At 57.2% G+C, this 25,529-nt stretch carries 15 protein-coding genes; 6 read left to right on the top strand and 9 right to left on the bottom strand.

Annotation, left to right across the window (positions count from 1 at the left end):
* Window positions 1–206: 206 nt before the first annotated feature.
* The 3 genes from SB659_RS14630 to SB659_RS14620 all read left to right on the top strand — a co-directional run bounded on the left by SB659_RS14630 (window position 207) and on the right by SB659_RS14620 (window position 4,616).
* The gene (locus SB659_RS14630) at window positions 207–1,856 is read left to right on the top strand and encodes a hypothetical protein (RefSeq protein ID WP_410550872.1); all 1,650 of its coding nucleotides are present in this window, start codon (window positions 207–209) and stop codon (window positions 1,854–1,856) included.
* Between the two features lie 410 nt (window positions 1,857–2,266).
* Entirely contained in the window at window positions 2,267–3,409 is a 1,143-nt protein-coding gene (gene wecB, locus SB659_RS14625; RefSeq protein WP_410550871.1) for a non-hydrolyzing UDP-N-acetylglucosamine 2-epimerase, read from the top strand.
* A 31-nt stretch (window positions 3,410–3,440) separates the two neighbouring features.
* Window positions 3,441–4,616, top strand: coding sequence for a DUF6270 domain-containing protein (locus SB659_RS14620; RefSeq protein ID WP_410550870.1), 1,176 nt, complete (start codon window positions 3,441–3,443; stop codon window positions 4,614–4,616).
* A gap of 98 nt (window positions 4,617–4,714) precedes the next feature.
* Here the strand turns inward: SB659_RS14620 and SB659_RS14615 are convergent, their stop codons facing one another.
* From SB659_RS14615 to SB659_RS14585, 7 genes are read right to left on the bottom strand one after another with little or no spacing between them, the layout of a single operon-like run.
* Window positions 4,715–9,877 (bottom strand): FkbM family methyltransferase, encoded by a 5,163-nt coding sequence (locus tag SB659_RS14615; RefSeq protein ID WP_410550869.1) that lies wholly within the window; start codon window positions 9,875–9,877, stop codon window positions 4,715–4,717.
* 2 nt (window positions 9,878–9,879) lie between these two features.
* On the bottom strand, window positions 9,880–11,166 hold the full coding sequence (gene wecC / locus SB659_RS14610; RefSeq protein ID WP_284975488.1) for a UDP-N-acetyl-D-mannosamine dehydrogenase: 1,287 nt from the start codon (window positions 11,164–11,166) through the stop codon (window positions 9,880–9,882).
* A gap of 16 nt (window positions 11,167–11,182) precedes the next feature.
* The gene (locus SB659_RS14605; RefSeq protein ID WP_410550868.1) at window positions 11,183–13,096 is read right to left on the bottom strand and encodes a glycosyltransferase; all 1,914 of its coding nucleotides are present in this window, start codon (window positions 13,094–13,096) and stop codon (window positions 11,183–11,185) included.
* On the bottom strand, window positions 13,093–13,917 hold the full coding sequence (locus SB659_RS14600; RefSeq protein ID WP_410550921.1) for an ABC transporter ATP-binding protein: 825 nt from the start codon (window positions 13,915–13,917) through the stop codon (window positions 13,093–13,095). The genes SB659_RS14605 and SB659_RS14600 overlap by 4 nt, the downstream gene beginning before the upstream one ends.
* Window positions 13,918–13,969: 52 nt before the next feature.
* Complete coding sequence (locus SB659_RS14595; RefSeq protein ID WP_284975490.1) at window positions 13,970–14,857, bottom strand: ABC transporter permease; 888 nt, start codon at window positions 14,855–14,857, stop codon at window positions 13,970–13,972.
* A complete protein-coding gene (locus SB659_RS14590) occupies window positions 14,857–16,593 on the bottom strand; it encodes a glycosyltransferase family 4 protein (RefSeq protein ID WP_410550920.1) in 1,737 nt (578 codons plus the stop codon). Before SB659_RS14590 ends, SB659_RS14595 begins: the two co-directional genes overlap by 1 nt.
* Before the next feature lie 17 nt (window positions 16,594–16,610).
* On the bottom strand, window positions 16,611–17,771 hold the full coding sequence (locus tag SB659_RS14585) for a glycosyltransferase family 4 protein (RefSeq protein WP_410550867.1): 1,161 nt from the start codon (window positions 17,769–17,771) through the stop codon (window positions 16,611–16,613).
* Between the two features lie 1,211 nt (window positions 17,772–18,982).
* Here SB659_RS14585 and SB659_RS14580 point away from each other — a divergent pair.
* From SB659_RS14580 to SB659_RS14570, 3 genes are all read left to right on the top strand, one after another.
* Complete coding sequence (locus SB659_RS14580) at window positions 18,983–20,437, top strand: hypothetical protein (protein ID WP_410550866.1); 1,455 nt, start codon at window positions 18,983–18,985, stop codon at window positions 20,435–20,437.
* An 89-nt stretch (window positions 20,438–20,526) separates the two neighbouring features.
* Window positions 20,527–21,603, top strand: a complete 1,077-nt coding sequence (locus tag SB659_RS14575) for an LCP family protein (RefSeq protein ID WP_410550865.1) — start codon at window positions 20,527–20,529, stop codon at window positions 21,601–21,603.
* 330 nt (window positions 21,604–21,933) lie between these two features.
* Complete coding sequence (locus tag SB659_RS14570; RefSeq protein ID WP_410550864.1) at window positions 21,934–23,454, top strand: S-layer homology domain-containing protein; 1,521 nt, start codon at window positions 21,934–21,936, stop codon at window positions 23,452–23,454.
* A 77-nt stretch (window positions 23,455–23,531) separates the two neighbouring features.
* Here the strand turns inward: SB659_RS14570 and SB659_RS14565 are convergent, their stop codons facing one another.
* Both SB659_RS14565 and paaE read right to left on the bottom strand, forming a co-directional pair.
* Complete coding sequence (locus SB659_RS14565) at window positions 23,532–24,311, bottom strand: enoyl-CoA hydratase/isomerase family protein (protein ID WP_410550863.1); 780 nt, start codon at window positions 24,309–24,311, stop codon at window positions 23,532–23,534.
* An 8-nt stretch (window positions 24,312–24,319) separates the two neighbouring features.
* Complete coding sequence (paaE, locus tag SB659_RS14560; RefSeq protein WP_284980184.1) at window positions 24,320–25,525, bottom strand: 1,2-phenylacetyl-CoA epoxidase subunit PaaE; 1,206 nt, start codon at window positions 25,523–25,525, stop codon at window positions 24,320–24,322.
* Window positions 25,526–25,529: the final 4 nt, after the last annotated feature.

Genomic DNA, 25,529 nt, shown 5'->3' with positions numbered 1-25,529 from the left:
CATGTGACTTAACCAGTAAAGACCCATGTGACTTAACCAGTAAAGATATGCCGTTGAGCTGACACACTAAATTCACTTTTAGCACTTCGATTTCGGCTGTGTTTTACGCGTGAAGATATCAGTCAAAGTATTGAGTTTTACGCCGCCACGGCGCCATCCTTTCCCCATAGGTCCAAGGTCTCACCCTACGAGCCCAAGGATCCCCCGTGGCAAAGTTAAAGGTAGAGACGCCCTCCCGCACCACTAACCCTGCCCCACACATCACCGCCACCCTTTTGGCCGTGTTCGCACTGCTGGTCAGCATCCCGACTGCGCTCCCTGCCCAGGCCGCAGGCGCACCGCCCGTCTATCCAATTAGCGGCTATTTCATCTATGGCAGCACCAACGATGCCACTAACATGTCCAAATTGACGGATATAAAGTCAGTAGGCGGGGACACCATCATTACGTTCGGATCGCTTTTGAAGCCGGCCACCCTAGCCTCAGTCCCCGCGTCCTGCACCATCGGGGGCGTCAACTGCGCCACAGCGGCCACGTCCGGCGTCAAAGTGAATCGGTACTTCACGTACTCAGACGGGAACTCCTGGGGCGCGCCGGCGCTAATCTGCCCTCGCGACAAGACGGTCACCAGTGGGAACACCGTTTACACAATCCTCGTATTCCCAACCGTGGGCACAACCTGCACATCTTCCAACGGCCTGTACGACGTTGTCGTCATCAACGGCGGAACCACTTCCATCTCAGTCTCTGTGGCCAAGGCGGCAACAACACTTGGTATGAAGTACTACACGGGCATGCCTGCACCTGTGAAGAGAGCGGACATCACCTATCTCGTTGATCTCTCGTACCAGTCAACACTCACCGCATTCACTAACCGCTTTCTCCAGTACGAAGGCAAAGTCAACAACGTTCCCGGGCTAGCGGGGTTCTACCACCACACTGAGATGCCACTCAGTGACAGCCCCATCTGGGCACCGGTCCTCGACGTCTACAAGCTCCAGAACGCGGCGATAAGGAAATACATGCCTACGCGTGCCGCCGTCATAAGTCCGTATCTGGACACTCGGATAGCTTCCGCAGCGAACATCACGCCGGATGAGGCTGGCCGGGCGATTGCCGACATTGCAGCTACAGCCAACGGAGTTTCACTGGCTATTGCCGTACAGGATGGGATGGGGACTGGGAAAACCGGAGCCTTCTTCGGCAATGAAAGCGGTAGTAGCGTGGATCAGTACGCAGCGTCCGTAGTTGGCAGCGGCTCATGGGGAAGCAAGTATCTGGCACCCAACCGGGATTATTTTGCCGCGATGGCTGACGGCGTCGACGGAACCGGGACGCAGCTGTGGGCAAACTTGGAAGGCATGGCGCCAGCGACCTCGCAGAACCCCTGTGACACCAGCCTTCGGGGCCAGACGACCAAGCCGCGTGTTGACAGGCAACTCCAGCAACTCGGCAACAGCCCCACGAAGATCATCTCTTTCATGTGGGACCCGTATTACACGTGTACGGGAACGTTCACACCCATGTTCCAGCGAATGAAGACTGCAAGCGCCACTCCGGTCATTACGGACTCAATCTTCTATGGAAACGGGGATGTTCTCGTCACGGGGGAGAATTTGAGCGGAGGCACCGTTCAGGTGAGGTGGACAGACGTCTATGGCCAAACCTTTAACAAGACAGCTCCAGCAACAAGCTACAACCCGAATTACGGCACGCAGCAAGGCATAAATCCTCGGATTGAATCTGTGATGGCATCGCTGGGCAACACATCGCTGGGATCCGGTAAGTACTACCTGATCGACGTACTCAACGGTGCAGGCATGAAAAACGACGCACCTTATTCAGATCAAGGCTGAGCAGGCCGGGTAAAGCGCCCCAGCCCCCTCCTCCAGGATCGTGAGGGTGGTTGCAACCGTTCCTCAGTGTAAGAATTGATTGGTCGACGCGTCATGGACGGAACTGAGGAGCGAACGGGTGGCGAATCTTATGGGGCGACCTACCACCCTCTTGCCATCTCCACGGCACATGCGGAGACACCGCTTCCTAGGACGCGGGACCCCGGGCTCACTTGGGCGGAGTGCGGTAACCTTTCGGCAGAAACGCAGGGTCGCCCTGGCCCTGGTGGCTCTCATTTCCCTCAGCATCCCCCTCCTCCTGCTGAGCTTGATATTGGCCGGCTAGTCAATTCCTAACGTCACATGGATTAATCACCTCGATTGACTGTGCGATAGCATCGGCTGGTCAGCCATTGCTATTGGGGGAATCCATGCCCAGCGTCATGCCAATTTTCGGTACCCGTCCGGAAGCCATCAAAATGGCTCCCATCGTCATTGCTCTCCAGCAGTCAGACGACTTCGATTGCGTCGTCACTGTAACCGGCCAGCACCGTGAGATGCTCGATCAAGTCAACGATCTTTTTGGAATCGTCCCAGACCATGATCTAAACATCCTCCAACAGCGCCAGTCGCTGTCGGCAATCATGACGCGAACAATCGATGGCCTGGACAAGCTTTTTACCATCAACAAACCGGACGCAGTCATCGTCCAAGGAGACACCACCACCTCCACTGCAGGCGCTATTGCAGCGTTTTACCACGGCATCCCTGTTGTTCATGTGGAAGCGGGCCTTCGCAGTGGCGATCTGTTCTCCCCTTTTCCGGAAGAGGCAAACAGGAAGATCACCAGCCAGATCGCTAGCCTCCACTTGGCGCCAACCAGCACAAGCAAAGCAAACCTCCTAGCCGAAGGAATTGCTGAGGAAGACATTGTCGTCAGCGGAAACACCGTGATTGATGCTCTCCTCACCACCGTTGACAAGAATGTTCCCTTCTCTGACTCTCGTTTAGAGGAGTTGGCCGCATCCGGGCGGAGGATTCTGTTGGTGACGACTCACCGTCGTGAAAACCAAGGGGACGCCATGCGCGGGGTTGGCCGTGCCCTCGCCCGGATCGCCGAAAATGAACCCGATCTGCTCATCGTCCTGCCCGTTCACAAAAACCCTGCCGTTCGCGAAGCGGTCCTGCCTGCCATCGAAGACAAAGCGAACGTGATCGTCACCGAGCCTCTTGCCTACGGTGAGTTCACCCGCATGTTGTCGCTGGCGCACGTTGTACTGACGGATTCTGGCGGCGTCCAAGAGGAAGCTCCCAGCTTGGGCAAGCCGGTTCTGGTCATGCGAGAAAACACCGAGCGGCCCGAAGCGGTCTTTGCAGGCACAGTCGCGTTGATCGGGACGGATGAAGAAAGAATCGTTAAAGAGGTTGACCGCCTTCTTAATCAGCCGGATGCTTTCGACGCGATGGCCAACGCTGTTAATCCATATGGCGATGGCAGGGCAGCGGCACGAACAGTTGCCGCCGTTGCAGAACTACTGGGTGTCGGCAATCGAATCGCCGATTTCTCTTCATAGGCAACCGCACACGAGTTAGAGCGAGTAAATAATGGCACGAATCTATGTTTACGGTAGTTGCGTATCTCGTGACTCCTTTGATTTTCTCGACAAGACTAAGCATTCGCTGATCGGATATACCGCACGACAGTCGCTGATCAGCGCAACGGGCCTTCCATACGTTGCAGAAGCCAACTCAGGCGCCTTGGAGAGCCGCTTCCAGATCCGCAACTTGCAGGGGGATTTCGACGGCAGTATCTTCACCACGCTTCGAGACGTGTCAGCTCAGTCCGATTACATTTTCTGGGATCTCACCGACGAGCGTCTCGGGGTGATTCGGGTTGCCGAAAACAGCTACATTACGCGTTCAGTTGAACTAATCCAAAGCGGACTCCTCGATGGCCTTGGTGACTCGGAGTGGATCAAATTTGGATCTGAGGAGCATTTCCGCCTGTGGGAAAGTGCCGTCATCACGTTTGCCAAGTACTTGGAAACGAACGCGCTAACCTCAAAGATCGTTCTGTTCAACGTCCCGTGGTCCATGTATGACAACGAGGGACGCCCTCTGCAAAAGTCGTGGAACATGATGCCTGATGAAGCCAATAACCTACTGGCCAGGTACGTCGCCATTGTAAGGCAATACATGAACGTGCCATGCATCGAGATTCCCTGGGAGCAGGCGCTCTCAGATCGGAAGCACAAGTGGAGCCTCGCTCCCTATCACTATCAAGATTCTGTTTATGAGTCCGTGGCTAAACAATTTGCTGAGATAGAAGAGGCGGTGGCTCTTGGAGCCTCGGCGCAGAAAAACCTTGATGAGGCCACGAGCGTGGCTTCTGGCAACTCGTGGCATGACTCAGTTCTCAGTCCCCAAGGATTCACCGTCTCTCCGGAAGTAAGATCATTTGGCTTACAGTTCGACGCTAGATGTCATGTCTCATCCGGCCGGCGGCTGCTCTTATCGCTCCAGTTAGACGGAGCGGAGGACCTTCAACTCTCTAAACAGCGCCTCACGAAATCGGTCATTCCAAACATCGGCCACTTTCGTTACGTCGATGTCGACGCCGGGGAGCGGACGTACTTCGCCGGTTTCGAACTTCCCGAGGGTGTTTCGTGTACCTCCATCAAGGTCATGGGATGGCAGGTTGCAAAGGGGCAGGTCGACATCGGCAGAGTGAGCATGTTCTCGCGGATAGCCGCCAGCGAGCCCCTCGAGACGCTCATCTAAGCGACACGAAAGCACTCGGGATCGTCTTTCTTGCCATAACGCAGGGTGAGCCGATGGCCCTCAGACGCTGTAGGGGCCATCGGCTCATCTTTTGCCTTTCACCTGGTCTGTGAGTATCCCAAGATTTGAAGTTCTTTCGGAATTACAGTCCCAGCTGCGCTTTGGGATCTAACGCGTTTCGCGGCAGCAGCCGACTTCCTGCGGAACAGACGTGCCGATCCAGCCAATCGACTCAAGGCAGCGGCAATCTCGGCCGCGTTTTCCGGCTCAACCAGCTCTCCACATGATTCGTCCGCGAATTCAGGGATCGCAGCCACACGCGTCGTCACCGGCACAAGACCCGACGCCATAGCCTCATCCCTGGACACACCTTGGGTGTCCATGCGGGATGGGCAAAGGAAGACACCATATTCTTGGTGCATTTTCGCAATCCGCTCTTGACTCAGGAAGCGCTTATCAAGGATGACATTTGGAAAGATCTTTAATGGCTCAGTGAGCTCATCAAAAAGCGGGCCGTCCCCAACGAGACGGAACTCCATTTCGGGAAATATCGGCAATTCGGACAGCAGCAAGATGGCTTCGACGGAGAGATCATTTGCATAGACGGAAGACGCGTATGGCCTTATGGAAAGAACCTTTAGACGCTGATTAGGATGTTTCTTTCGATATGCGAATCGCTCGGTATCAATCGGATTATGAATGACTTCATGTGTGACCTCGGATGCCGCTACTTCAAGGTCTTCAAAGGCAGTCATCGCCAGCCACTCAGAAACGAAGACGATCGAAACCTTTGATGTTGCCTCGCTGAAAATTCGACGCCAGAGGGCGATTCGCTGCTGACTTGCTTCCTTTGCCTTCCGGACTTCATCATCCGTTTGATACAAGAACCCGCGCCGCGACCACTTTTGAATATCAGCGCCGTGCGCCCATATCGCAATACGTGGCTGCTGCGGAAGATCACGGATGGCGTCCCACATCGCTTCGTTAATGAAGTGAAGCGAAATCGACTGGTGATCTCTTTCTTCGAGTAAAATCCGGAGTGCCCCACTTGAACCAGTAATGACATTGACGCCGTCGAATTCCCTAAAGCTCAACGACGAATTCTCCGCCAATACGAATACTTCGGTTGGCACACCAGCATCGATGTAGCGACGGACCCTGCTGTGCACGAATGCGTTTTTGTACAGGTCGTCATACGACGGGTATCTGTTCGTCAGTACCAAGTTCTTGGCACGTGCTGCTATGAATGCGGGTTCAACGTTCTTGTGCTCCCATAATATTCTGCGAAGAATTGTTGCACCTGATGAGTAGATTCGAACCCCGACCTTCACGGCCACCACGTTTTCTGGGACGTGAAGCGTGTGATTCTGGTTCGGCGCCCGAACCAGGCCGTCAACGCGATCGTTCTCCTGCCCGTAATAGATGATGGCAATCTGAAGATTCAGCCCTGGGTCAACTTCAACATGGAGGTCCAACCTGCCGTCAGACGATATTTTGTCCAAAGAGATAAGATCAGTGGCATACAAGTAGTCATGCACGCCATCAGCCAAAGTGGATTCGAACGCCCAGCCATCACCGCCGATGGAAGTGCTCACGCCGGGACGGGCGCGCGTTACGAACAACTCAGCCAGTTCAGCACCAGTCATGGCCCGATCGCTGGACTGGACGAAGTCGGACGCCTCAATTCGGTCCGCTCTGCGAGCTAATTCGCTGAATGGAAGGCCCTCGTCCAGAAAGCTACTGGACACAGACGCTCGGGCGGAGTCAGACAAATTCCTGCCGTCCCGACAGTAGTCGAAGGCCTCAAGGTTGAGCATCGAACTGTGCTCGTAGCTGGAATGAAGGGCGTTCGCCAACCACTCACCGAGTGGTCTCTGCAGAATGTCAGACTCGAGCACAAGGCTTGCCCTCACCGGCAAAGCACCCGCGGATGTGTAGGCGGTAGCAGACCCATCGAGACGGACGCCATCCCGGCGAGTCATAAAATAAGTAGCCTTGCCTACAACCGCGGCCGACGAGTAGCGCTGAGCAAGCGCCATATCGAGGAGGTAATTTTCCCCGTAATAGTCAGTAGGCACCATGACGGCCACCAAGCTGCTCGACGCAACCAAATTCTTCGGCGTAAGTTCGGCAACGGTCGATAGAGGTTCAACTGTTTCCATGCCGTCGGAGCCCGCAAAACGTGTTTCGGAATCGGCATAGAGGTGCAGCACTACGTTGACCCCTACCTGGCGCGCTACAGCGGATCTAACAGCCGCAACATCGGCAGGATTTGCCACGAGACTGAAGACCTCAATAGTTGGCTCCGCCACCGTCCCGGATCGATTTTCAACAGTCGCCATGACATGCTCCAGCCTGTGGCTGTAGGTGTGCTCTCGCATAACCTTCCGCAGGCCCGCAAGTCGACGCCGGCGATCATGCAGCTTATCCTTGTACGTTGCCAGTTCGCTGACAACAACCGCCCCACTATCGGCCACCACAGGAATGCTGCCGAACATGAGCTGGAGACCGCGAGAGTAGTTGCTTACCACGGTAGTGTTGGATGCCAGAAGCTCAAAAACGCGTCGGGCGAACATTGACTGCGATTCCTTCACCGAATTTAGGTTAATAGCATAACTATAGCCCTTATATGCTAAGTCTATCTCCGCACTATTGAGAGTCCCTACTATATACCCTTGGTATTCTTCCGGGAACATATACTGTTCGTCAGTTTTTCCAAAGTTTCGGTCGAATATTTCCAAAGGTGCGAAGTCTGGAATGTGCTCCATGAACGATTCGAGATCACGCGTCCGGTCCGGGTATCGTCGATAGTATGCCCCAGCAAAGCAGAAAGCAGGTTCTCGATCAAAGATCTCGAGAGGGTTGTGGAGCGCCGGCTGGCAGGCAAAAGGAAGGAAATGGACTCGGTCATGGCCTAGGTCACCCTTGTATCTCTGGATGCAGTCAATATCTGTGGTAAACACATGATCCACCAACTTAGCAGTATTCAAGAAGGTCGAGTAATGAACCGGGTCTTCCTTATTCCATAACACGACAGGAACACCAAAGAGTTGAGCCCAAGCAATGATTTCTCGCACCTCATTGGCAGTCTGCGCCACCTTGTTGCCCCACTCATTGTCCTTACCACGCCAGGCAGACTCTAGGAATACCAAGGATGGTTTAAAGGAGCGAAGTTCCTCAATGTAGTTAGCTACACTGAGTTCCAGCAGATCACATTCCGGGGCGAACGATTGAACAGTGAAGTCATCCATGATCGCTGCCACTCGCAATCGTGACTTGCGTTGATCCGCTGTAAGTTGCAAGGTTGCCGTGGCAGTTCCGGGCAGCCGTCGCGCTGCCCTTAATTCCGCGGCCCTATTGCGGGGAACCTGGGACACGTCCAAGGACAAGTCGGCGGATGCCGATGGCCCAAAGGTCGTTTCGGGCACAACCGCTCCTTGAATGACCTGCCGGCGGCGCTGCTCGGTAGCTAGCGCGCTGAGTGCAACCGGAAGCCTTAACATCAGGGTCGGCGACTTAACCGACTCCCTGAGGGTCTGACCAAGGCGGTAAGTGACGCTTGCTCTGAGTGCCTTCGTTTTTAGCTCAGCAGCTTCTAGCTGCGACTCAGCTTCGTCGAGTGCGGCCTGAAGTCGCGCTACTTGTTGCTCAAGTGCGTTCGACCGTCCCTCAAGGTCGCTGGTTTTCTCCTTGGTTGCATTCAACTGGCCGGTTGCAAGATCGAGGGCGTCCTGCCAGTTCTTCTCATCGGCCCTAGAGTCCGCGAGGGACCTCTCGAGCCGTGAAACCAAACCACGTTCGACGGTGACACGGCGATTGGCCTCTCTTGCCCTCGCGTCTGCCTCGCTGAGCGCCGCATTTGCGTCCGCAAGTTGTGCTGATGTCTCCTCCAAGCGGGCCGTCACGGCCTCCAACCCGGTCTCAGAATCCGCAAGTTTGGAGGCCACGTCCTGAAGCCGGGAAGCAGTTTCGGCTTCCTGATTAACCGCAGCGAATGCCTTGGCCCAAGCAAGATTCGCCTTGCGGCGCATTCGTTGTAAGCGCTTTCCTGACAACTCAAGCCTAGACTCGAGCCCCTGCCGTTCCTCGAACCACTGCCGGGACTGGTCGGCGTTACGCGCCTCCAGTTCGAGACTCAGGGCATTTGATTGCGCAGTCAGCCTCTCCAGAGATTTGACTCGATTGCGTTCCGACTCTAGGCTTCGGCGCACTTCGCTCAGGATGACAGAATGGGCCTTGGCACTTTCTGTCAGCTTGTCGGTCGCTTTAGCGCTGGCGTCCAGCTTCGCTCGGAGCTCCCGGTACTGCCTTTCGGCGGCCTCTGCACGACGATCTGCCTCCGATGACCGCCTGTCGGAATCCACCACGCGGTTCTTGAGCTGCTCCACCAGTTCTGCCTGGCCAGCATGTGATTCAGAGGCAATACGCAGCTGTTCAGTCAGCGGCACAATCTTGGCAGTGGCACCCCTATATTTGAGATTGGCTTCGGTAAGACTTTTCCGCAGCCGGCTTATGAGCTCTTGGTCATAATAGGTAGCGGCAACTTGCTGCTTAACTATCTGCTCGAAACGGTCCCTACCGTCAGGTGAACCCGTCGACCCGAAGTGGTGGGTGGGGGTCGCATTGAACGTTGATAGATACCCGTAGCCCAATGATGCGAGCCAACTGTGGATTCTTTCGAAGTCCGTACGCGTCTGGCATTCGACGTAGAGTTCTGGGCGATCATGCTCGATAAGCATGCGCGCACCGTTCAACACGTCAAGTTCCATACCCTCGACATCGATCTTGATGGCACGGATCCGCTTCGGGAAGGTTAAATCATCCAGTCGGACAATTCGTGCTGCATCATCACCGGAGGCAACTCGTTGAAGTCGCTGAGCCCCCCTGTTGTTCTCAGCCGTCTGCACTAACTGACCAAATCCGTCTGCGTCACCGACGCCGACATCGTGGACAGTGACCAGATGCTCGACTCCGTTCAACGAAAGGCTTTTCCGAATTGTTGAGCAAAGCTCCGAATCCGGTTCAAATGCGTGCACTTCTGCGCCAGCGACACAGCTCAGGTACAGGGTGTGGTTACCGCAGTTCGCTCCGATATCGAGCACAAGATCACCGGGGGAAAGCAGGCCTGCGATGTCTATCAACATCGCTTCCTCATACGGCCGGAGAGTGGTTGCTATGGTCTTTTGTATATAGTCCTGCTCCGCATCCGGAAGATCCAGGCGATATGTGGTCCCACCGGCGGTGATCTCGATTGGTTTCACAGCTACCGGATACCAACCTCTAGTGCGAGAAGATCCAAGGAACCTCGTGTGTCAATCACGTATTTTCCCTCGAACTCAGCTGCAGGCAACGCCTTGAACTCATCATGGTCCACCAGCAGGACCACAACTTGGGACCGCTCGACAGCGTCTTCTGAAAGGTGAACGTTCGTCAGAGCAGACAAGCTCTTGGGCAACTCACCGATGTGCGGTTCCGAGACGTTGATCCTGCGGCCACCGAGCTCGGCCGCCAATGTCTCAGTGATTGCTATGGCCGGTGATTCGCGGAGATCGTCAATGTTGGCCTTGAAAGCTAAACCAAGTAGCCCTACTTCCGCATCAGCTGGCAGGCCTTCGAGCGCATGGAGTACTTTGTCCACGACCCATCTGGGCTTGGCATCGTTAACTTCCCGCGCGGTGCGGATCAGACGCGCTTCTTCGGGCGCCGCAGCGACAATGAACCACGGATCGACTGCGATGCAGTGGCCACCGACCCCTGGCCCCGGCTGCAAGATATTCACTCGGGGGTGGTGGTTCGCCAGCCGGATGAGCTCCCACACATCGATGCCCAACTTGTCACTGATCACGGACAATTCATTCGCGAAGGCGATATTAACATCTCGATATGAGTTCTCGACAAGCTTTGCCATTTCGGCGGTGACAGCATCCGTGGTGAGGATTTCACCTTGACAAAATACACCGTAAAGGTCTTTGGCAGCTTCAGCCGCAGCCATCGTTATTCCGCCAACGATCCGATCATTCGTTACCAGCTCAATCATGACTCGACCTGGCAGCACTCTCTCGGGGCAGTGCGCGACCAAGATCGCAGCCCGTCCGTCAGAGTCGTCCAAGCTCAGGTCCGGACGAAGGTCCAAGATGTACCGTGCCAGATGCTCCGTTGCACCCGGCGGGGAGGTCGACTCCAGAATCACGAGTTCCCCTCCCTTGAGCTGGGGGGCGATGCCTCGCGCTGCCGCTTCAATGTAGCTCAAATCCGCCGAATGATCGTCCCTAAAAGGCGTCGGCACGGCCACAATGTAGGCCTCCGCTGACGGCGTGCTAGTCACAGCCCTGAGCTTGCCTTGGCTGACGGCGCCCGCCACGTGAACGCCGAGGTCCGGCTCGACGAATGGAACCTCTCCTCGATTGACGGCGTCGACAGTTTTTTGATTGACATCGACGCCAACCACATCTAAACCATTCGTTGCCAAAATCGCGGCGGTCGGAAGACCGATGTATCCAAGGCCTATTACGGCAACTCGATTAATATTACTCAATTTAATGCTCCCCATATTTTTCATTTTTTCTTTAAAGAGTCAGATGCTTTTCAGGATCGCCCCAGAACTGAACCTCGCCGGATGCAAGGAGCTCATCATCCGAGGCGGACCATGTATGTCCTGAACCGCCCCTAAATTGGTAGTAGTTATAGCGATCAGAGGAATAGATCTTGCCGCCAGCATCAGTGACTGACCTCAAGAACGCAGTGTCCTCGCCTCGGCCAAGATTTTCGAAAGGGTGCTGCTCGAAAGTCGATCGTTCCGCCATGATGGTAGGGCCCATGACCATGTGACTAAAGCGATGCTCCATGTGTCCAAACCTGAGCAGCGCTGCGTTCGCACTGGATATATACATGAAATGCGCGAGCTTGCCCACGACCTGCGCCCCGGAATACATAAGTGCATTCACCTGGTCCCGCAGATAATGGGCGCCATAGTAATCATCGTCATCCATCTTGGTTAAAATGGAGCCGGTGGAGGCGGCTACACACTGGTTAAGGCAATCACCCAAACTGTCCGTCGAAGGCGCGTGGAGAAGCGTCACCCGGCGGACCCCGTACCTTCGCCGTAGACGCCAGATCTTAAGCCAGCTTGGCTTGAACCCGTGAGTCAGCAGGACAAGTTCAACAACAACGTTCCTCTGGGAACCAATCGTTTTGAAAATGTGCTCCAATTGGTGCGGACGAATGGTCGACACCAACGCACTCACCAAGCCCACTTGAACCGGTCGTGACCGATGTGGAAGGACCGCTCCGACGACTTTTTCCGCTCGGTGAGCGTAGGTGTGCTCCGCCCAAATCTTCCTCTGCGCCAAGTGCACTGATCTGTCGTTCAACTCCGGGCTCCGCATCAGCGCCCGGGTGACTTGTTTCGCTTGCTCGGTACTCGATACGGAATGAATCTCCCCGTTCGGAAAAAAGCGCGGGATGGCAGGACTAGGAGTCGTCACCACAGGGGTACCGGACGCAGTAATCTCAAAAATCCGGCGTGCACACATACTGGGCGAGTCGACAACCGAATTGACGTTCAGGAAGACTTTGTAAGCCTTATACGCCGTCAGCATCTGGTCGTAATTCAGGGTCCCAACAACATGTCCGTCATAAGGTGCAGGGAACTGATACTCGGGATCCCCGCCCAACTGTCGCGAAAATATCTCAAGCCCGTGCTTGACTTTATCCGAGCCAGCGATGGCCCCGTCCAGGAGGATCCGCAGTTGCTCCCTGCGCTCAGGGTACTTGTGGGCGAAGTACATCCCCGCAAAAGCGACATCACGCGCATGCCGGCCACTCTTAGGGCGGATCGGATTGTGAATAGCTGGTTGAGCCGCGAAAGGGAGAACGTCCACCCTGTCGTGTCCAAGTGCCTGACGATAATCCTGCAGCTTGTTCTCATCCGACGTGAACACAACATCGAATTCCTTCGCCGCCGCCAAGAAGTCCTCAAAGTGCGGCGGATCTTCCTTGTTCCAAAAAACCGTCGGGATCCCGTTCTCCCGGCACCAGCGCATCAAGGCGAGGAACTCCGGCTTGGGGCCGCTTGTGCCCGTGAGCTGGTACCGCCAAGAACCCTCGTTACCGTTCCAAGCAGACTCGATGAATAGGAAATCAACATTCTGATCTTGCAGCTGTCGGAGCCATCTGTCCTTTTTGAGGAAGACGAGATTCCATTCAAATGCATAGGCTTTGGCGGAGAAATCGTCGAGAACAACACCCACCGTCAGATCACTTCTACGCGGGGGGACCGACGGATAGTTGTACGCAGCAAAAGACAACTGCTTCTTCTCACTGGCGGGCTTCTGGGCTTGCGGACGGGCCTCCACGCTGTTGCTGGACCTATTTCTAGTCGCGAGTGCACGCTGACGCGAATACCAAGTTTGGACTTGGGAAAACCCACCGGCTCGAAAGTGCCACGCTGCCGTACGTACGTTTTTCACGGAAAGGATCATGGTCGGCTCCTACGAGTCTTGCCTCTTGTCAGCACTTCAGTCATTTGCAAGGAAGCGCGTGCCTCATCGCGGATTCGAACCGCGGATATGTTGTTCCCCTTAGCCAAATGGCCGGTGAAATCGCGGTACGTCTGCACAGTTTCGGTAGGATCACCGTCCATGATGAGATGCCCTTTGTCCAACCATATGACGCGACTGCACATTTTGATGACGGTATCCAGGGAGTGGCTTACCAGAAAAACGCAGCCTGCTTGCTCCCGCAACTGGTCCATTCGTTTCATGCTGCGGTCACCGAATTGTGCATCTCCCGTATTCAGGGCTTCGTCCACGAGAAGTATCTCGGGGTCGATACTCGCAGCAATGGCAAAGCGTAGCCGCGAAGCCATACCTGAGGAATAGGATTTCATGGGGAGATAGATTGAATCCTCTAGACCACAAAGTTCCACGATGCTCGAAAACTTAGCGTTGACTTGCTCCAAGCTCATGCCCATTGCCAAGCAACCCAAGACCACGTTTTGGTGACCGGACAGGTCGGGCATAAGCGCTGCGTTGACCCCCAGCATGATAGGCGTGCTTGACGCGAAGACGGCCCCTGTTGTGGGTCTTTCCTGCCCACTAATAAGTCTCATTAGGGTGCTTTTGCCCGATCCGTTCCGGCCAATGATCCCCAATGATTCACCCCGCTCAACAACGAGGGAGAGCTCATGGAGCGCTCTTACCGTCACAGTGTTGCGTCGACGTCCTAGTCGTCTCGCGAAGCTCGTGCCCTGGCGTTCCAACGCCACGGCCGCTGAGTCACTAGTCACCACTCTGTACTGCATGGCAGCACGGTCGACCACTACGCATGGGTGACCCTCGACTTCCAAGGTCTGTTCAGCCCCGACCATATGATTCCTCCCCTTGCCAGAAGAAGACTATTCCGACAATAAGCGCACCCAGCGCCCAGACTGCCAGGGTGGCCCACGACTGCCATGTGGGTGCTTGCGCATAAAGAACGCAGTTACGAATAATATCGATGACATTAAAAAGCGGATTCATCTTCATCACGGCTAATATATCCGGATGCTTGATAAAGCGCTCGTAAGAGTAAAAAATAGCGGAACCATACATCCAGGCGCGCATAACGAATGGCAGTAGGTGGGTAACATCATGAACCTTGGATATCACGCGCGCTAAGACAAAGCCAACACCGAGGTTGAAGATTGATTGCAACAGCAGCGCTGGGATAATTAGAAACCAAAGCCAGGTGATCTTCTCGACCGGCGGTATTAGAGTTATAATTAAGAGCATTGCAATTATGAGAGGAACATTAGACATCATTTCCCGAAGGTTCATGCCAATCGGGAGGGTCGCTCGCGGAAAATTGAATGCTTGAATTACTGCCTTGTTGTTATGGATTGATCGAGCACCGCTGGTAATAGCACCAGCACTTCCCTGGAAGACAAAGATGCCTATCACCAGATAGCCTACGTAATTCTCAATGCCGCCGCTGGTCTGCAGCAGCAGCCCGAATATTACATAATATGTGAGTCCATTGAAAACAGGATTAAGCAGAAGCCAAGCACTTCCGAGGCGATCCCTTCGCGTGCCGCTCTGAACTCTTGCCCTAGCATCGTAGGCAATGAATTCTCGGAAGTCCCATAGCTGCACCAAATAATCCAGAAACCGCGGCCGTGCCCCGACTCGAGTCAAACGGCGCATATCTACAGCCAACGGCTGAACGACCGCCGGTTCGGGCAAAAAAGCCTTTTTGGCGGACATCAACTGATCCTTCTCATGTATTTGGACCCTAAATTCTCATAAGCCCGGCCCAGGACAGCGGCATTCGCCGGCCACGTCCTCTCGGCCAAAACCATCTCCCTGCCGGCGGATCCGAGTCGGCGGCGTGCGCTCTCATCTTCGAGCAATTCCATCAACACCTCAGCCAACTGTTCCGGGGCCTCGGGCTTACTTACCCTGCCGTTCACGCCGTCGATAACTATCTCACGCAGGGCCGCTAAATCGCTCACCACAACCGGCCGTCGCGACGCCAAAGCCTCCACCGGTTTGAGTGGCGTGACGGCCCTCGTGACTGCCATATCCTTCCGCGGGACTACAAAAACGTCCAGCGACGCGTGGTATAGCCGAGCCTTTTCCGGTGGAACGCGGCCCGCAAAGACAGTTCGATCCGCGAGTCCCAACCTCTGGACTTGGTCGTGCAGCATCGGTGCGGCAACGCCGTCTCCCACGACAACAAGCTTCAGCCCCGGCAGGCGAGGCGCCAAGTAAGCAAAGGCCGTGACAAGATCGTCAAGTCCTTCGTATCCCACGAGGCTACTGACCGTGCCTATGTATAGTCCATCCGGATCCAGCCCAAGAAGGAGCCTCGCCTGCCGGGGCTCCATCGGCTCTTCCAAGTAGGCCCCCCCGACGGCATTCGGGCTGATCAGGATCTTGTCCTCGGGAACGCCCATGGCCGCGATGTTCCTTTTCATGGCTTCCCCGAGCGTCACCACCAGATCAGCTGAGCGCATGACATCGCCTTCACAATTCATGAAGAGCTTGTAACGTTCGCTGCTGCGTGCGGTCTCACCTCGGGTGGATGCCCATGTGTCAGCCAGTTGGCCCCTGACTTCATAAACCCAAGGAATGTTGAGGGCTTCGGCTACCTCCCGGGCGACCAAACCATTCACAAAGTGTGTCGTCGTGTGAAGCACCGCCGGCCTGAAATCACTGGCAATCTCGAGAAGTTCGCGCGCTTGCTGCTGCAATCGACCGTCCATGGTCCGCGCCATCCGAGAGGGAAGGATACGCATGTAGCGGACTCCGTCTACGGTGTCCTGCTTTTTTGCATCCAAGGCCCCTACTTGGACCGGATACCCGAGCCTGGTCACGGCCAAAGGTTCCCATCCTGCCTCTCGCTGGGCAGTGAGAATGGAATGGGCTCGCCGGGCGTAACCGCTCGCCGTATGCGGGACGGAGTTTGTAAGTAAATGCAGTACCCGCTGAGGCTCAGGGATCATATCCACCTGCGGCAGCGACGGACGCCAGCCCTGGAATACGAGCAACTCAGCGTGGAGCCTGTTGTGCAGTTTGGCTGCACTGCCGGAGCCGCCGTCGAGAACAGCGACGGCACGGCTCATCTCGCCCGCGTACCACTGGCGCCTCGCAGTAGTGGAGGCATGCCGTGCAACGTTTGAGTTTGCAGCCAGCTCCAGGAAAGTATCCGCCCATTCCGGCAGGCCTGCAGCAATAGCTACTTCGGCGCCGTTCCGCGCCCGCTCACCCTTGATTTTGTTTTCAAAGGACCTCTCGAAGCGTCGAATAAGGCCTTTGTGGTCACCCGCTGAGTGGGCGGCCAAGAGGAAAACCGGGTGGCCGCTCGTGGGCCGCAACCCAGAAATGAATCCAGCAATCGGACGGACGATACGCGATGGCATTTTGCGCAATAGGAGGAGCACAAGCACGAACGGAGACTCGGTCAGGTGCTCAGAGACAGTCTCCGCAGCCAAACGCACATTTTTAACGACCTGAATCACGAGACACGACCTTCTGGGGCCAGCGCATCCCGGTGGATCAACACCGAGATCGCCTCCATGTAGCGGACTGCCAAGTTGGGATAGTCAGCGTTCTCCCGTACCCATTCTCTTCCACTGGTGCTCGCGGCCAATCGGGACCGGTTTGCGGCCAACTCCCGCCACAAATGCGCGACGGCTTCAGGGTTCGCAGCCACCACATCTCCCCCACCGGCATCTAGGATGATGCGTTGGGCCTCACCCTTGACGATTGCTGTGACATGCCGGCCGATAGCGAGGACCTCGTATGTTTTGGACGGGACTGTCGTTTCGAACGACTTCCAATCGTCGCGCAGAGAAACTATGCAGGTGTCCGCCTCCCGGTATTTCTCAATGACCGCAGGACCTTGCAGAGGGGGAAGGAAGGTCACCGGTGCGTTGAGTTCCCGAGCGAGTTTGACCAACTGGGGGCGGCTTGACCCTTGGCCTACCAGCGTGAGATGGAAGCCGTCGCCCAGCAGGGCGCTAGCGCGGATTAACACATCCAGGCGCTGGCTCTTGCCGTGGTTTCCCAGATACAACGCATGGAAAACCTCCCTGTGTAGCGGCGGGGGTGGCAAGAATGGAATCGACTTCAGATCAAGGCCGTTGCTGATGGTCACGACGTTTTTGACGCCGCGTTCCCGCAAAGTCGTTGCGAAGCCCTCAGTAACGGTGACGACAAGGTCGGCACGGCGTTGCACGAATTCAACAACTCGTTCCACAACGCTTTTAACGCTGCCCTGCACTATCCGGGCGTCCCGCGCCAGGTCGGGCCAAGCGTCCCTCATTTCAACAATTAAGGGCACTCTGCGGATCCTCGACAGGGCAAAGCCTGTGGCGAGGGTAGGAAGGCTTGGGGCTGTTGCCAGTATTGCGTCCGGTCTCCGTCCCCGGAGGCCAACCGGGACAGACATGACAGCCGAAAAGAACTGATCAACGAAACGCGCCAAAGAGGACGTACCCAAGTGTCGCATGTACGGCACGCGGCGAATGGTTTCTCCATACGGGCCGCACTGGATCGAAAAAGCCACACCTGCCTCTCTACGGGGGAGGTTTCTTCGCCCGTTCGGATAGTGCGCCACGGGCGCCACAACATCGACTTCACAGCCTGCGCGGCGGAACTCCCTTGTGAGCGTCATCCACCTCCGTTGGGGTGGACTGTACTCAGGCCAGTAAGAATGCGTGAGAAGCATGACGCGCATGGGTGATGCAGGATTTGTGGCGGAGTTGTCCGTGGCGAGCGAATTGCCCATGCGTTTACTTGCCGTTAAGGCGGGGGCCGCGGACACCCTTGGTGCGCAGGGCTCGGAAGTACGCGACGCCTAACAGAATCAACACCAAGACGGTAATGATCTGCACCAAGGGACTATTCTCTGCTACAGGAGCCAAAGCAGCCTTTAGCGGACCGGTAATCGTCGCGCTCGCCACTGGAGGCTCGGCCGTCTTGGAAGCCTGCGGTGTGGGTGTTGGAGTGGGCTCGGCTGATGGTGTGGTCGAATCTTCCCCACCAGGTTGAGCAGGTTCCACATACGCAGAGCTGTCGTCTTGAGTGGGGACAACGTCCTGAATCGTCGGAAGCGCGGAAGGTACTGAGGGACCAACGGGGGCCGGCGAGTCCTGCCCGGGCGCGGCCGGTTCCGGGCTCGGAACTGTAACCGGAGGTTGAACGGGATCGGGAACGGGTACAGGTGTGGGGGCCGGGTCAACAGGAACCGGGGCGGGTTCGGTGGGAGCAACGACAGGAGTTTCGGAGGGTACGGGCTGCACAGGGAGCGGGTCGATAGGTAGTGGGTCGATTGTCCCCGGATCAGGCGACGCACTTTCGCCAGGCTGCTCGGACGTGGTAGGCGGGTTTGTGTCTGTTGCCAGAGCGGGTTGAACGCCAGAGAAACCTAGGAGGGACAGCAGTAGGACAGCACCTACCGACCCAGCGCGTGTGATCGCGGTTCTCATCAATTTATTCCCCCGTAGTACATCCGTGATTCCCCCACATCCGGATCCAGCGGCGCTCCTTGAACAGGAGGCCTCGGGACGTCCATCCGCAGAGGGCAACCCGAGTTAGTTTATCGTATGGACTAGAGTCAATTCTGCTGCCCCCGACATCAAGGAATAAATGACGCCCCCCAAGTTTTTCGGGCAAGTCGGGACCCGTCTGCGTGACGGCTCCCGAAACAAGCGATGGTTGATAACCCTTTTTGCGGCGCTCATGGTCGCGGCAGCAGTGGGGATCGGTCCAGGGCCGGTGACGAAGACGCTCACAGGCGCAGCCAAAGCCCAGGACCTGCCGCGCTATCCGATCAGCGGATATTTTATTTCTCCACCTGTTGATAGCTCAGATAGCAGAACTAAGTTGGCAGACATCAAAGCAGCCGGCGGTGACACCGTGATTACGTTTGGAACTCTACTAACCCCGGCTTCCGCAAACTCACTGCCGGCCGACTGTAGTGTCAGCGGCGAGAATTGCTCAGCCCCGGCTACCAAAGGCATTGTCGTCAATCGGTATTTCACTTATCTGGACGGCGACAGCTGGGGCCGGTCAGCCCTCAAGTGCCCCAGGGACCAGATTATTTCCAACAACGGCAGGTCCTTCGCGGTTTTTGTCTTGCCCACGACGGGCGACGGCTGCGACTCCCCGGACGGCAGGTACGACGTTGTGGTAGCGGGCGGCGGCCAGGCTCCGGGCACGGATACCACCGGTGGGTTGGCCGCTGCAGCAACGAAGTCAGGAATGCACTACTACGCCGGCCTCCCTGCTCCAGTAAAGCGGACGGACGTCGACTATCTCCCTGACCTTAGCTACATAGGAACGCTGTCCCTGTTCACTGAACGGTTCCTCCAGTATCAAGCCGCCGTCAATAACGTTGACGGGCTCGCAGGTTTCTACCACCACATTGAAATGCCGTTGAGCGATAGTGCGGTGTTCGATCCCATCTTGGAACTCTATAAAAGCCAAAACCAGTTGGTTCACAAATACCTACCTACGCGGTCCGCCATCATCAGTCCTTACCTGGACACGAGGGTTGACGCCGCTAATATCAGTCCTGACACGGTCCGGAGGGGTATCGAAAAAATAGCCGGGACATCCAGTGGGCTTGTTGTGAACATAGCGATTCAAGATGGGATGGGCACAGGTAAAGGCGGAGCTTATCTGCCCAGTGAAGCCAGCGCCCCGGTGGACTCGTACGCAGCAGCCGTGGTTGGAGATGGTTCATGGAAAAGCAAGTACGTGGCCCCGACCGGGGACTACTTCAGGGCTGCTGCATCAGGTATTGAAAGTACTGGCGCGGTCCTCTGGGCCAATCTTGAAGGCATGACGCCCACGGCAACGGGGAACACATGCGGCGCAGGACCCCGTGGGCAGACCTCCCTGCCACGTATGGACAGGCAACTCCAGCAGATGGGCGCGGCAAAGAAGGTTATATCTTTCATGTGGGACCCCTATTTCACGTGCAAGGGGACCGGCACCCCGTTGAAAAATCAGCTCATCTCCGGGTACGCCAAACCTGTGATTACGGAAAGCACCTTTTCTGCGGCCACCGGAGAAATCCATGTGACAGGTTTCAACCTCGAAGGAGGCTCGGCCCAGGTGACATGGGCCGACGTGAACGGGAGCACCCACACGAAAGTTTTCGAATTGACCGATGCCGATACGGCATACGGCCAACAGCAAGGCTTGAATCCGAAGCTGGAAGCGTTGACGCTTAGAGTTGGCGCGGCAGCTATACCCAGCGGAAACCGGTATTCAATAAGCCTGACCAATCGCTGGGGTGCCGCCCAGGAAATTCCGTACGCCGGCATTTCCTGAGCGGGAAGGACTCTCGCGGGACGCCGCATTCGTGATCTTGATCGGTACCCCTTGTTAGAATCGTCATTGCTGCCTACACCAAGGAACTCATGACGCTCCCGACCGATACCGAAAACGCGCCCGTAGGACCCCGTCCCCGGCGTGAAAAGAAGGCCAGGAAGACCACCCGAAACGTTCTCTTGGGTTTCGCGGCGGCTGTTCTCGTCGCAGCTTTGATCGGGGGCGGATACCTCTTCAATCTGGCTCAGACCTTTAACTCCGGCACCACCAAAATCGAGGCAGCTTTTCCGGACGAGTCAACCCGGCCCCAGAAAGCTGAGCCGGTCAATGGCACTGCAGCCGTAAACATTCTGGTCATGGGCAGTGACACCCGCGGCTCCAGCGGGCTTGATGTATCCACCCAAGCACCGACGGACCAGCGGGCGGACACCCTAATGCTGGTACACATTCCGGCAGACCGTAAGAACGTCTACGCCGTTTCCCTCATGCGGGACCTCTGGATCGACATTCCCGGCCATGGCCAAGCAAAAATCAACGCAGCGCTAGCCTTGGGCGGAGTTCCCCTCATGGTTCAAACCGTGGAATCCCTGCTCCAGCAGCGCATCGACCATGTAGCCATGATGGACTTTGAGGGTTTCAAGGGCCTCACAGATGCGCTTGGCGGCGTCGAAGTAGACGTGAAGATTCCGTTCGCTCCGGCGTCGGGCCCAATGAAGGGTCACTACTACGCAGCAGGCAAGCAGACGCTGAACGGCGACGAAGCCTTAGCTTTCGTTCGTGAACGCAAGTCGTTCAGCGACGGGGACTACCAACGCGTCCGCAATCAGCAGGCCTTCATGAAGGCCATCATCAGCAAAACAATTGCCCGCAACACCCTGACCAACCCCGTAACCGTCAGCAGCATGGTCAGCGCTGTCTCACCATTCATCAGCGTGGACAAAGGCTTTGACGCTGCTGCGCTGGGCGGCCTGGCCTTGGGCCTGAAGGACCTAAAAGCCAGCGACACGGTCATGTTCACACTGCCGACCCTTGGTACCGGCACCTCCCAGGACGGGCAGTCGATTGTTGTCGCAGACACAACGGCCATCTCCGACATCAGCTCGGCACTTTCGAAAGATCAATTGGGGACGTACGTCGCGGCACATGCGCTGCAAAAGGGGAACTAACTCAATGTACTTACGTACTGAACCCCTAAACCCCCCGTCGGGGAACGGTACCTGCCAGCAATTATGAGGTTTGGCCTGGTGGCCACTTCGAGTGGGATACGGTGGCACATTTCCTCGCCAGGTTGGCCAAAGGTCAGCGACATTCTGCCGCTCAGCACAGAGCTATATGATCTGACGTGTTCCGATCCGGACCTCGGGACATCCGTTCCCCCGTCATAACGATTGCGCTCGCGTCACCAGAATGAAAGGTTCCTTCTAAAACTCCCTCGGGGCTGTACGATCCCATGATATGCGCTGCTCAGAGCGCACTAATCGAACATGGGGACCCAGATGCCGAAGGCTCTTTCGTGGTTGGCGATTTTATCGCTGACCGCATCGGCGGCTGTCTTTTTGCCGCAATCCGCGAGCGCCTCGAATGAGGCCAGCGTTTCAACACTTTTTTCCACACTCACCATCGCACCCGAAACAAATGCCGGTTACACCCGGGACCAGTTCCAGTTATGGATCGATGCGGACCATAACGGCTGCGACACCCGATCAGAGGTGCTCCAGCGGGAGTCGCTGACCCCGGTCACCTTCGGCTCCGGCTGCACCGTGGCAACCGGTCAGTGGAACTCTTGGTATGACGGAGCAACGTGGACAAACGCGTCCGACGTCGACATCGACCACCTGGTGCCACTTGCCGAAGCATGGGGTTCCGGCGCGAGCGCCTGGACGCCAGATCAGCGGCGGGACTATGCCAACGACCTAGGCCTGGACGTGGCATTGGAAGCTGTTACGGACAATGTCAACCAGGCAAAAGGCGACCGAGACCCAGCGGAGTGGATGCCCCCGCTGGCAGGCACATCCTGCCGGTACGTGACGGACTGGGTACTCGTGAAGTACCGGTGGCATCTCACCGTGGATTCCGCGGAATCCACGGCGCTTTCCTCAGCCCTGCAAGGCAGTTGCGGGAACACTATGGTGGCGGTCCCGACGGTCGCCATCGATGCGCCTGTGGCGCAACCTATTTCCTTCACTGACGTGAACGGATCCACGCAATTCAATGCGGAGATTTCCTGGCTCGCATCGCAAGGAATCTCCACCGGATGGTTGGAGTCAAACGGGACCCGAACCTATCGTCCGCTCAGTGCCGTCAACCGCGATGCCATGGCAGCGTTCTTGTACCGCTTGGCGGGCAAGCCCGTGTTCACGCCCCCGGCCACATCGCCCTTTGCTGACGTCACGCCGTCGAGCCAGTTCTATAAGGAAATCACCTGGCTTGCCGCAAGGGGGATCTCAACCGGTTGGGCAGAATCGAACGGCACGACGACGTTCCGCCCGCTCACGCCGGTGAATCGTGATGCGATGGCCGCTTTCCTCTATCGATACGGAGGCAATCCGACGTTCTCGGCCCCGGGGACGTCGCCGTTCCAGGATGTTCCGGTCAGCAGCCAGTTCTACAAGCAAATCACCTGGCTCGCAGCACATGGTATTTCCACAGGCTGGGACATTGGCTACGGGTGCCGGGCCTACAACCCGCTGCAGCCGGTGGCCCGGGATGCCATGGCCGCCTTCATGTACCGGTCCGTGAACGGGGGCACCGGCGGTATTACGGGCAACAACTGCTCGCCGCCTCCCCCGCCGGTGGTCACGCCGCCGCCGGCGCCGCAGCCGCCCGTCACTCCCCCGCCACCACCCACGCCGCAGCCGCCGGCTAACCCGGGTGACAGTGTGAACTGCACCAGCTTCAGCAGTTGGTCAGCAGCCCAGGCATGGTTCAACAAGTACTACCCCTGGTACGGGGACGTTGCGCATTTGGATTCGGACAAGGACCTCATCGCCTGCGAAAGCCTGCCGGGCCACCCCTAGCGGAACGTACGACGCCGGGCCCTGCCTCGTGCGGCAGGGCCCGGCGGACGCGTGGGCCAGAGGATGCGCGGACCCAACTACCCCTTGAAAACCGGCGCGCGCTTCTCTTGGAACGCCCGGAAACCCTCGGCATAATCGTCGGTTTTGCACAGACGCGCCTGCTCGGTGTTCTCCTCGGCCATGGAGGCCCACAGTCCAAGGCGCTGATCCCGGATGTGGGCCACCAACTCCTTGGACGCAACAAAGGCACCCGTTGCGCCGGAAGCAACGCGAGCAACAATCGCCCTTGTCTCATCGAGCAACACGTCGGCCGGCATTGCGCGGCTGAACATACCCTGAGCCACTGCTTCGGTGCCCGAGATGAGATCGGCTGTGTAAATCAGGTCCAGGGTGCGGTGCATGCCCAGCCGCTCCGTGAAGTACCAGTGCCCACCCGAGTCCAGCGTGGCGCCCAGCTTGGCAAAGGGAGAGCCGAACTTGGCATTTTCCGCCACATAGACAACGTCCGTGGCCAGCAACAGCCCAAGACCAACGCCGAGGCACGCACCATGTGCGGCAGCGAAGGTGGCCGCCGGGAACGCAGCCATCTTTTTCAGCAACGGCTCCACGAGGCCGCCCAGGTAGGCCTGGGCATCATCGGTTTCAGGAGTGACTGCAGCTATGTCGCGGCCGGCGCAGAAAGCCCGGCCTTCCCCTCGGAGCAACAGGGCCCGCACCTCGCCGCGGGAGGCGGCGGCAGCGGCGTCGTCGTACGCTTTATCCAGTTCCCTTAGCGCGTCTTCGTTCAGCGAGTTCAGCTTTTCGGGGATGTTGAGGACTATTTCGGCAATGCCGCTGGCAATGGAGAGCTCGATCATGGGACTCCTTAGACGTCGAAGTTGACGGTCACTTCTTCGCTGGTGGGGTGGGACTGGCAGGTTAGGACGTACCCCTTATCCAGCTCGTCCTGTTCAAGGGCGTAGTTCTCATCCATGGTCACGGTCCCGGTGACCAGTTTGGCCCGGCAGGTCCCGCAGACGCCGCCGGCGCACGCGAATGGGACGTCCGGACGAACGCGCAGGGCAGCGTTGAGAATGGACTCGCGGGCATGGGTTGGGCTGGCGACGTCACCGGTGAGGCCGTCCAAGGTGAAGGTGATCTTGTACGTATCCTGCGACTCGTCGGCAAGAACGGGCCTGCCGGCGTTGCCCTCGGGGCGGTCCGGCCGGCCGGTGGTGAACAGTTCAAAGCGGATGTGCTCCGGCTCCACGCCACGTGCGGCCAGCGTGTCGCGGCACAACTGGACCAACTCGAACGGCCCGCACAGGAACCATTCGTCCACGTCCTCGGCGTGGATGGCACTGCTCAAAAGCGCCTGCAACTTCTCCGAATCGATGCGCCCCGTCATCAAGGGAGCGATGCGCTGTTCACGAGACAGCACATGGTGCAACGCCAAGCGCGTAGGGTACTTGTCCTTCAAGTCCGCGAGCTCCTCAAGGAACATCACGTCCATGGCGGCTTTGTTCGCGTACACCAAGTCAAAAGTGGTCTCGGGATTCGCTGCCAGGAGGGTCCGCGCGATCGCGATCACCGGAGTGATGCCGGACCCTGCGGCGATCGCCACAAAGTTCCCGGGCTCCCCCGCCAGTTCCTCGGGGTGGTTCATGGAATTCATGACGTTGTGCTGAACGGCGGAACCGTCCTTGCCGTGCCGTGAGATGAACGCACCCTGCGGGCTCATCACGTCCAACACGTCTCCGGCCTTGAGCTCAGCGTTGGCCCACGTGGAGAACAGCCCACCCAAGTCCTTCTTGATGGCCACACGAATCTCGCTGCTGCCGTCCGCAAAGCTGCGCGGCTCCGCGCAGATGGAGTAGCTGCGGCGGACCTCGTGAGGTTCGCCGCTCTCGTCAGGCAACGTGGTGCGCAACGCTACGTACTGGCCTGGAAGGTAGTCATACTGGCCAGCCAACTCGGCAGGAACACCGAACGTGACCTCAATGGCATCGTCCGTGAGGCGTCGGACGTCCGTGACGGTCAGGTTGTGGAAAGACGCACGACGGCGGCTGGCCGTCTGTGTTTCGGTGGTCATGGCT

The organism is Arthrobacter sp. SIMBA_036, from assembly GCF_046535135.1.
In the GTDB taxonomy this organism is placed as follows: domain Bacteria; phylum Actinomycetota; class Actinomycetes; order Actinomycetales; family Micrococcaceae; genus Arthrobacter.
The sequence above is the reverse complement of the archived record's forward strand: the minus strand, read 5'-3'. Positions and strand labels throughout refer to the sequence as shown.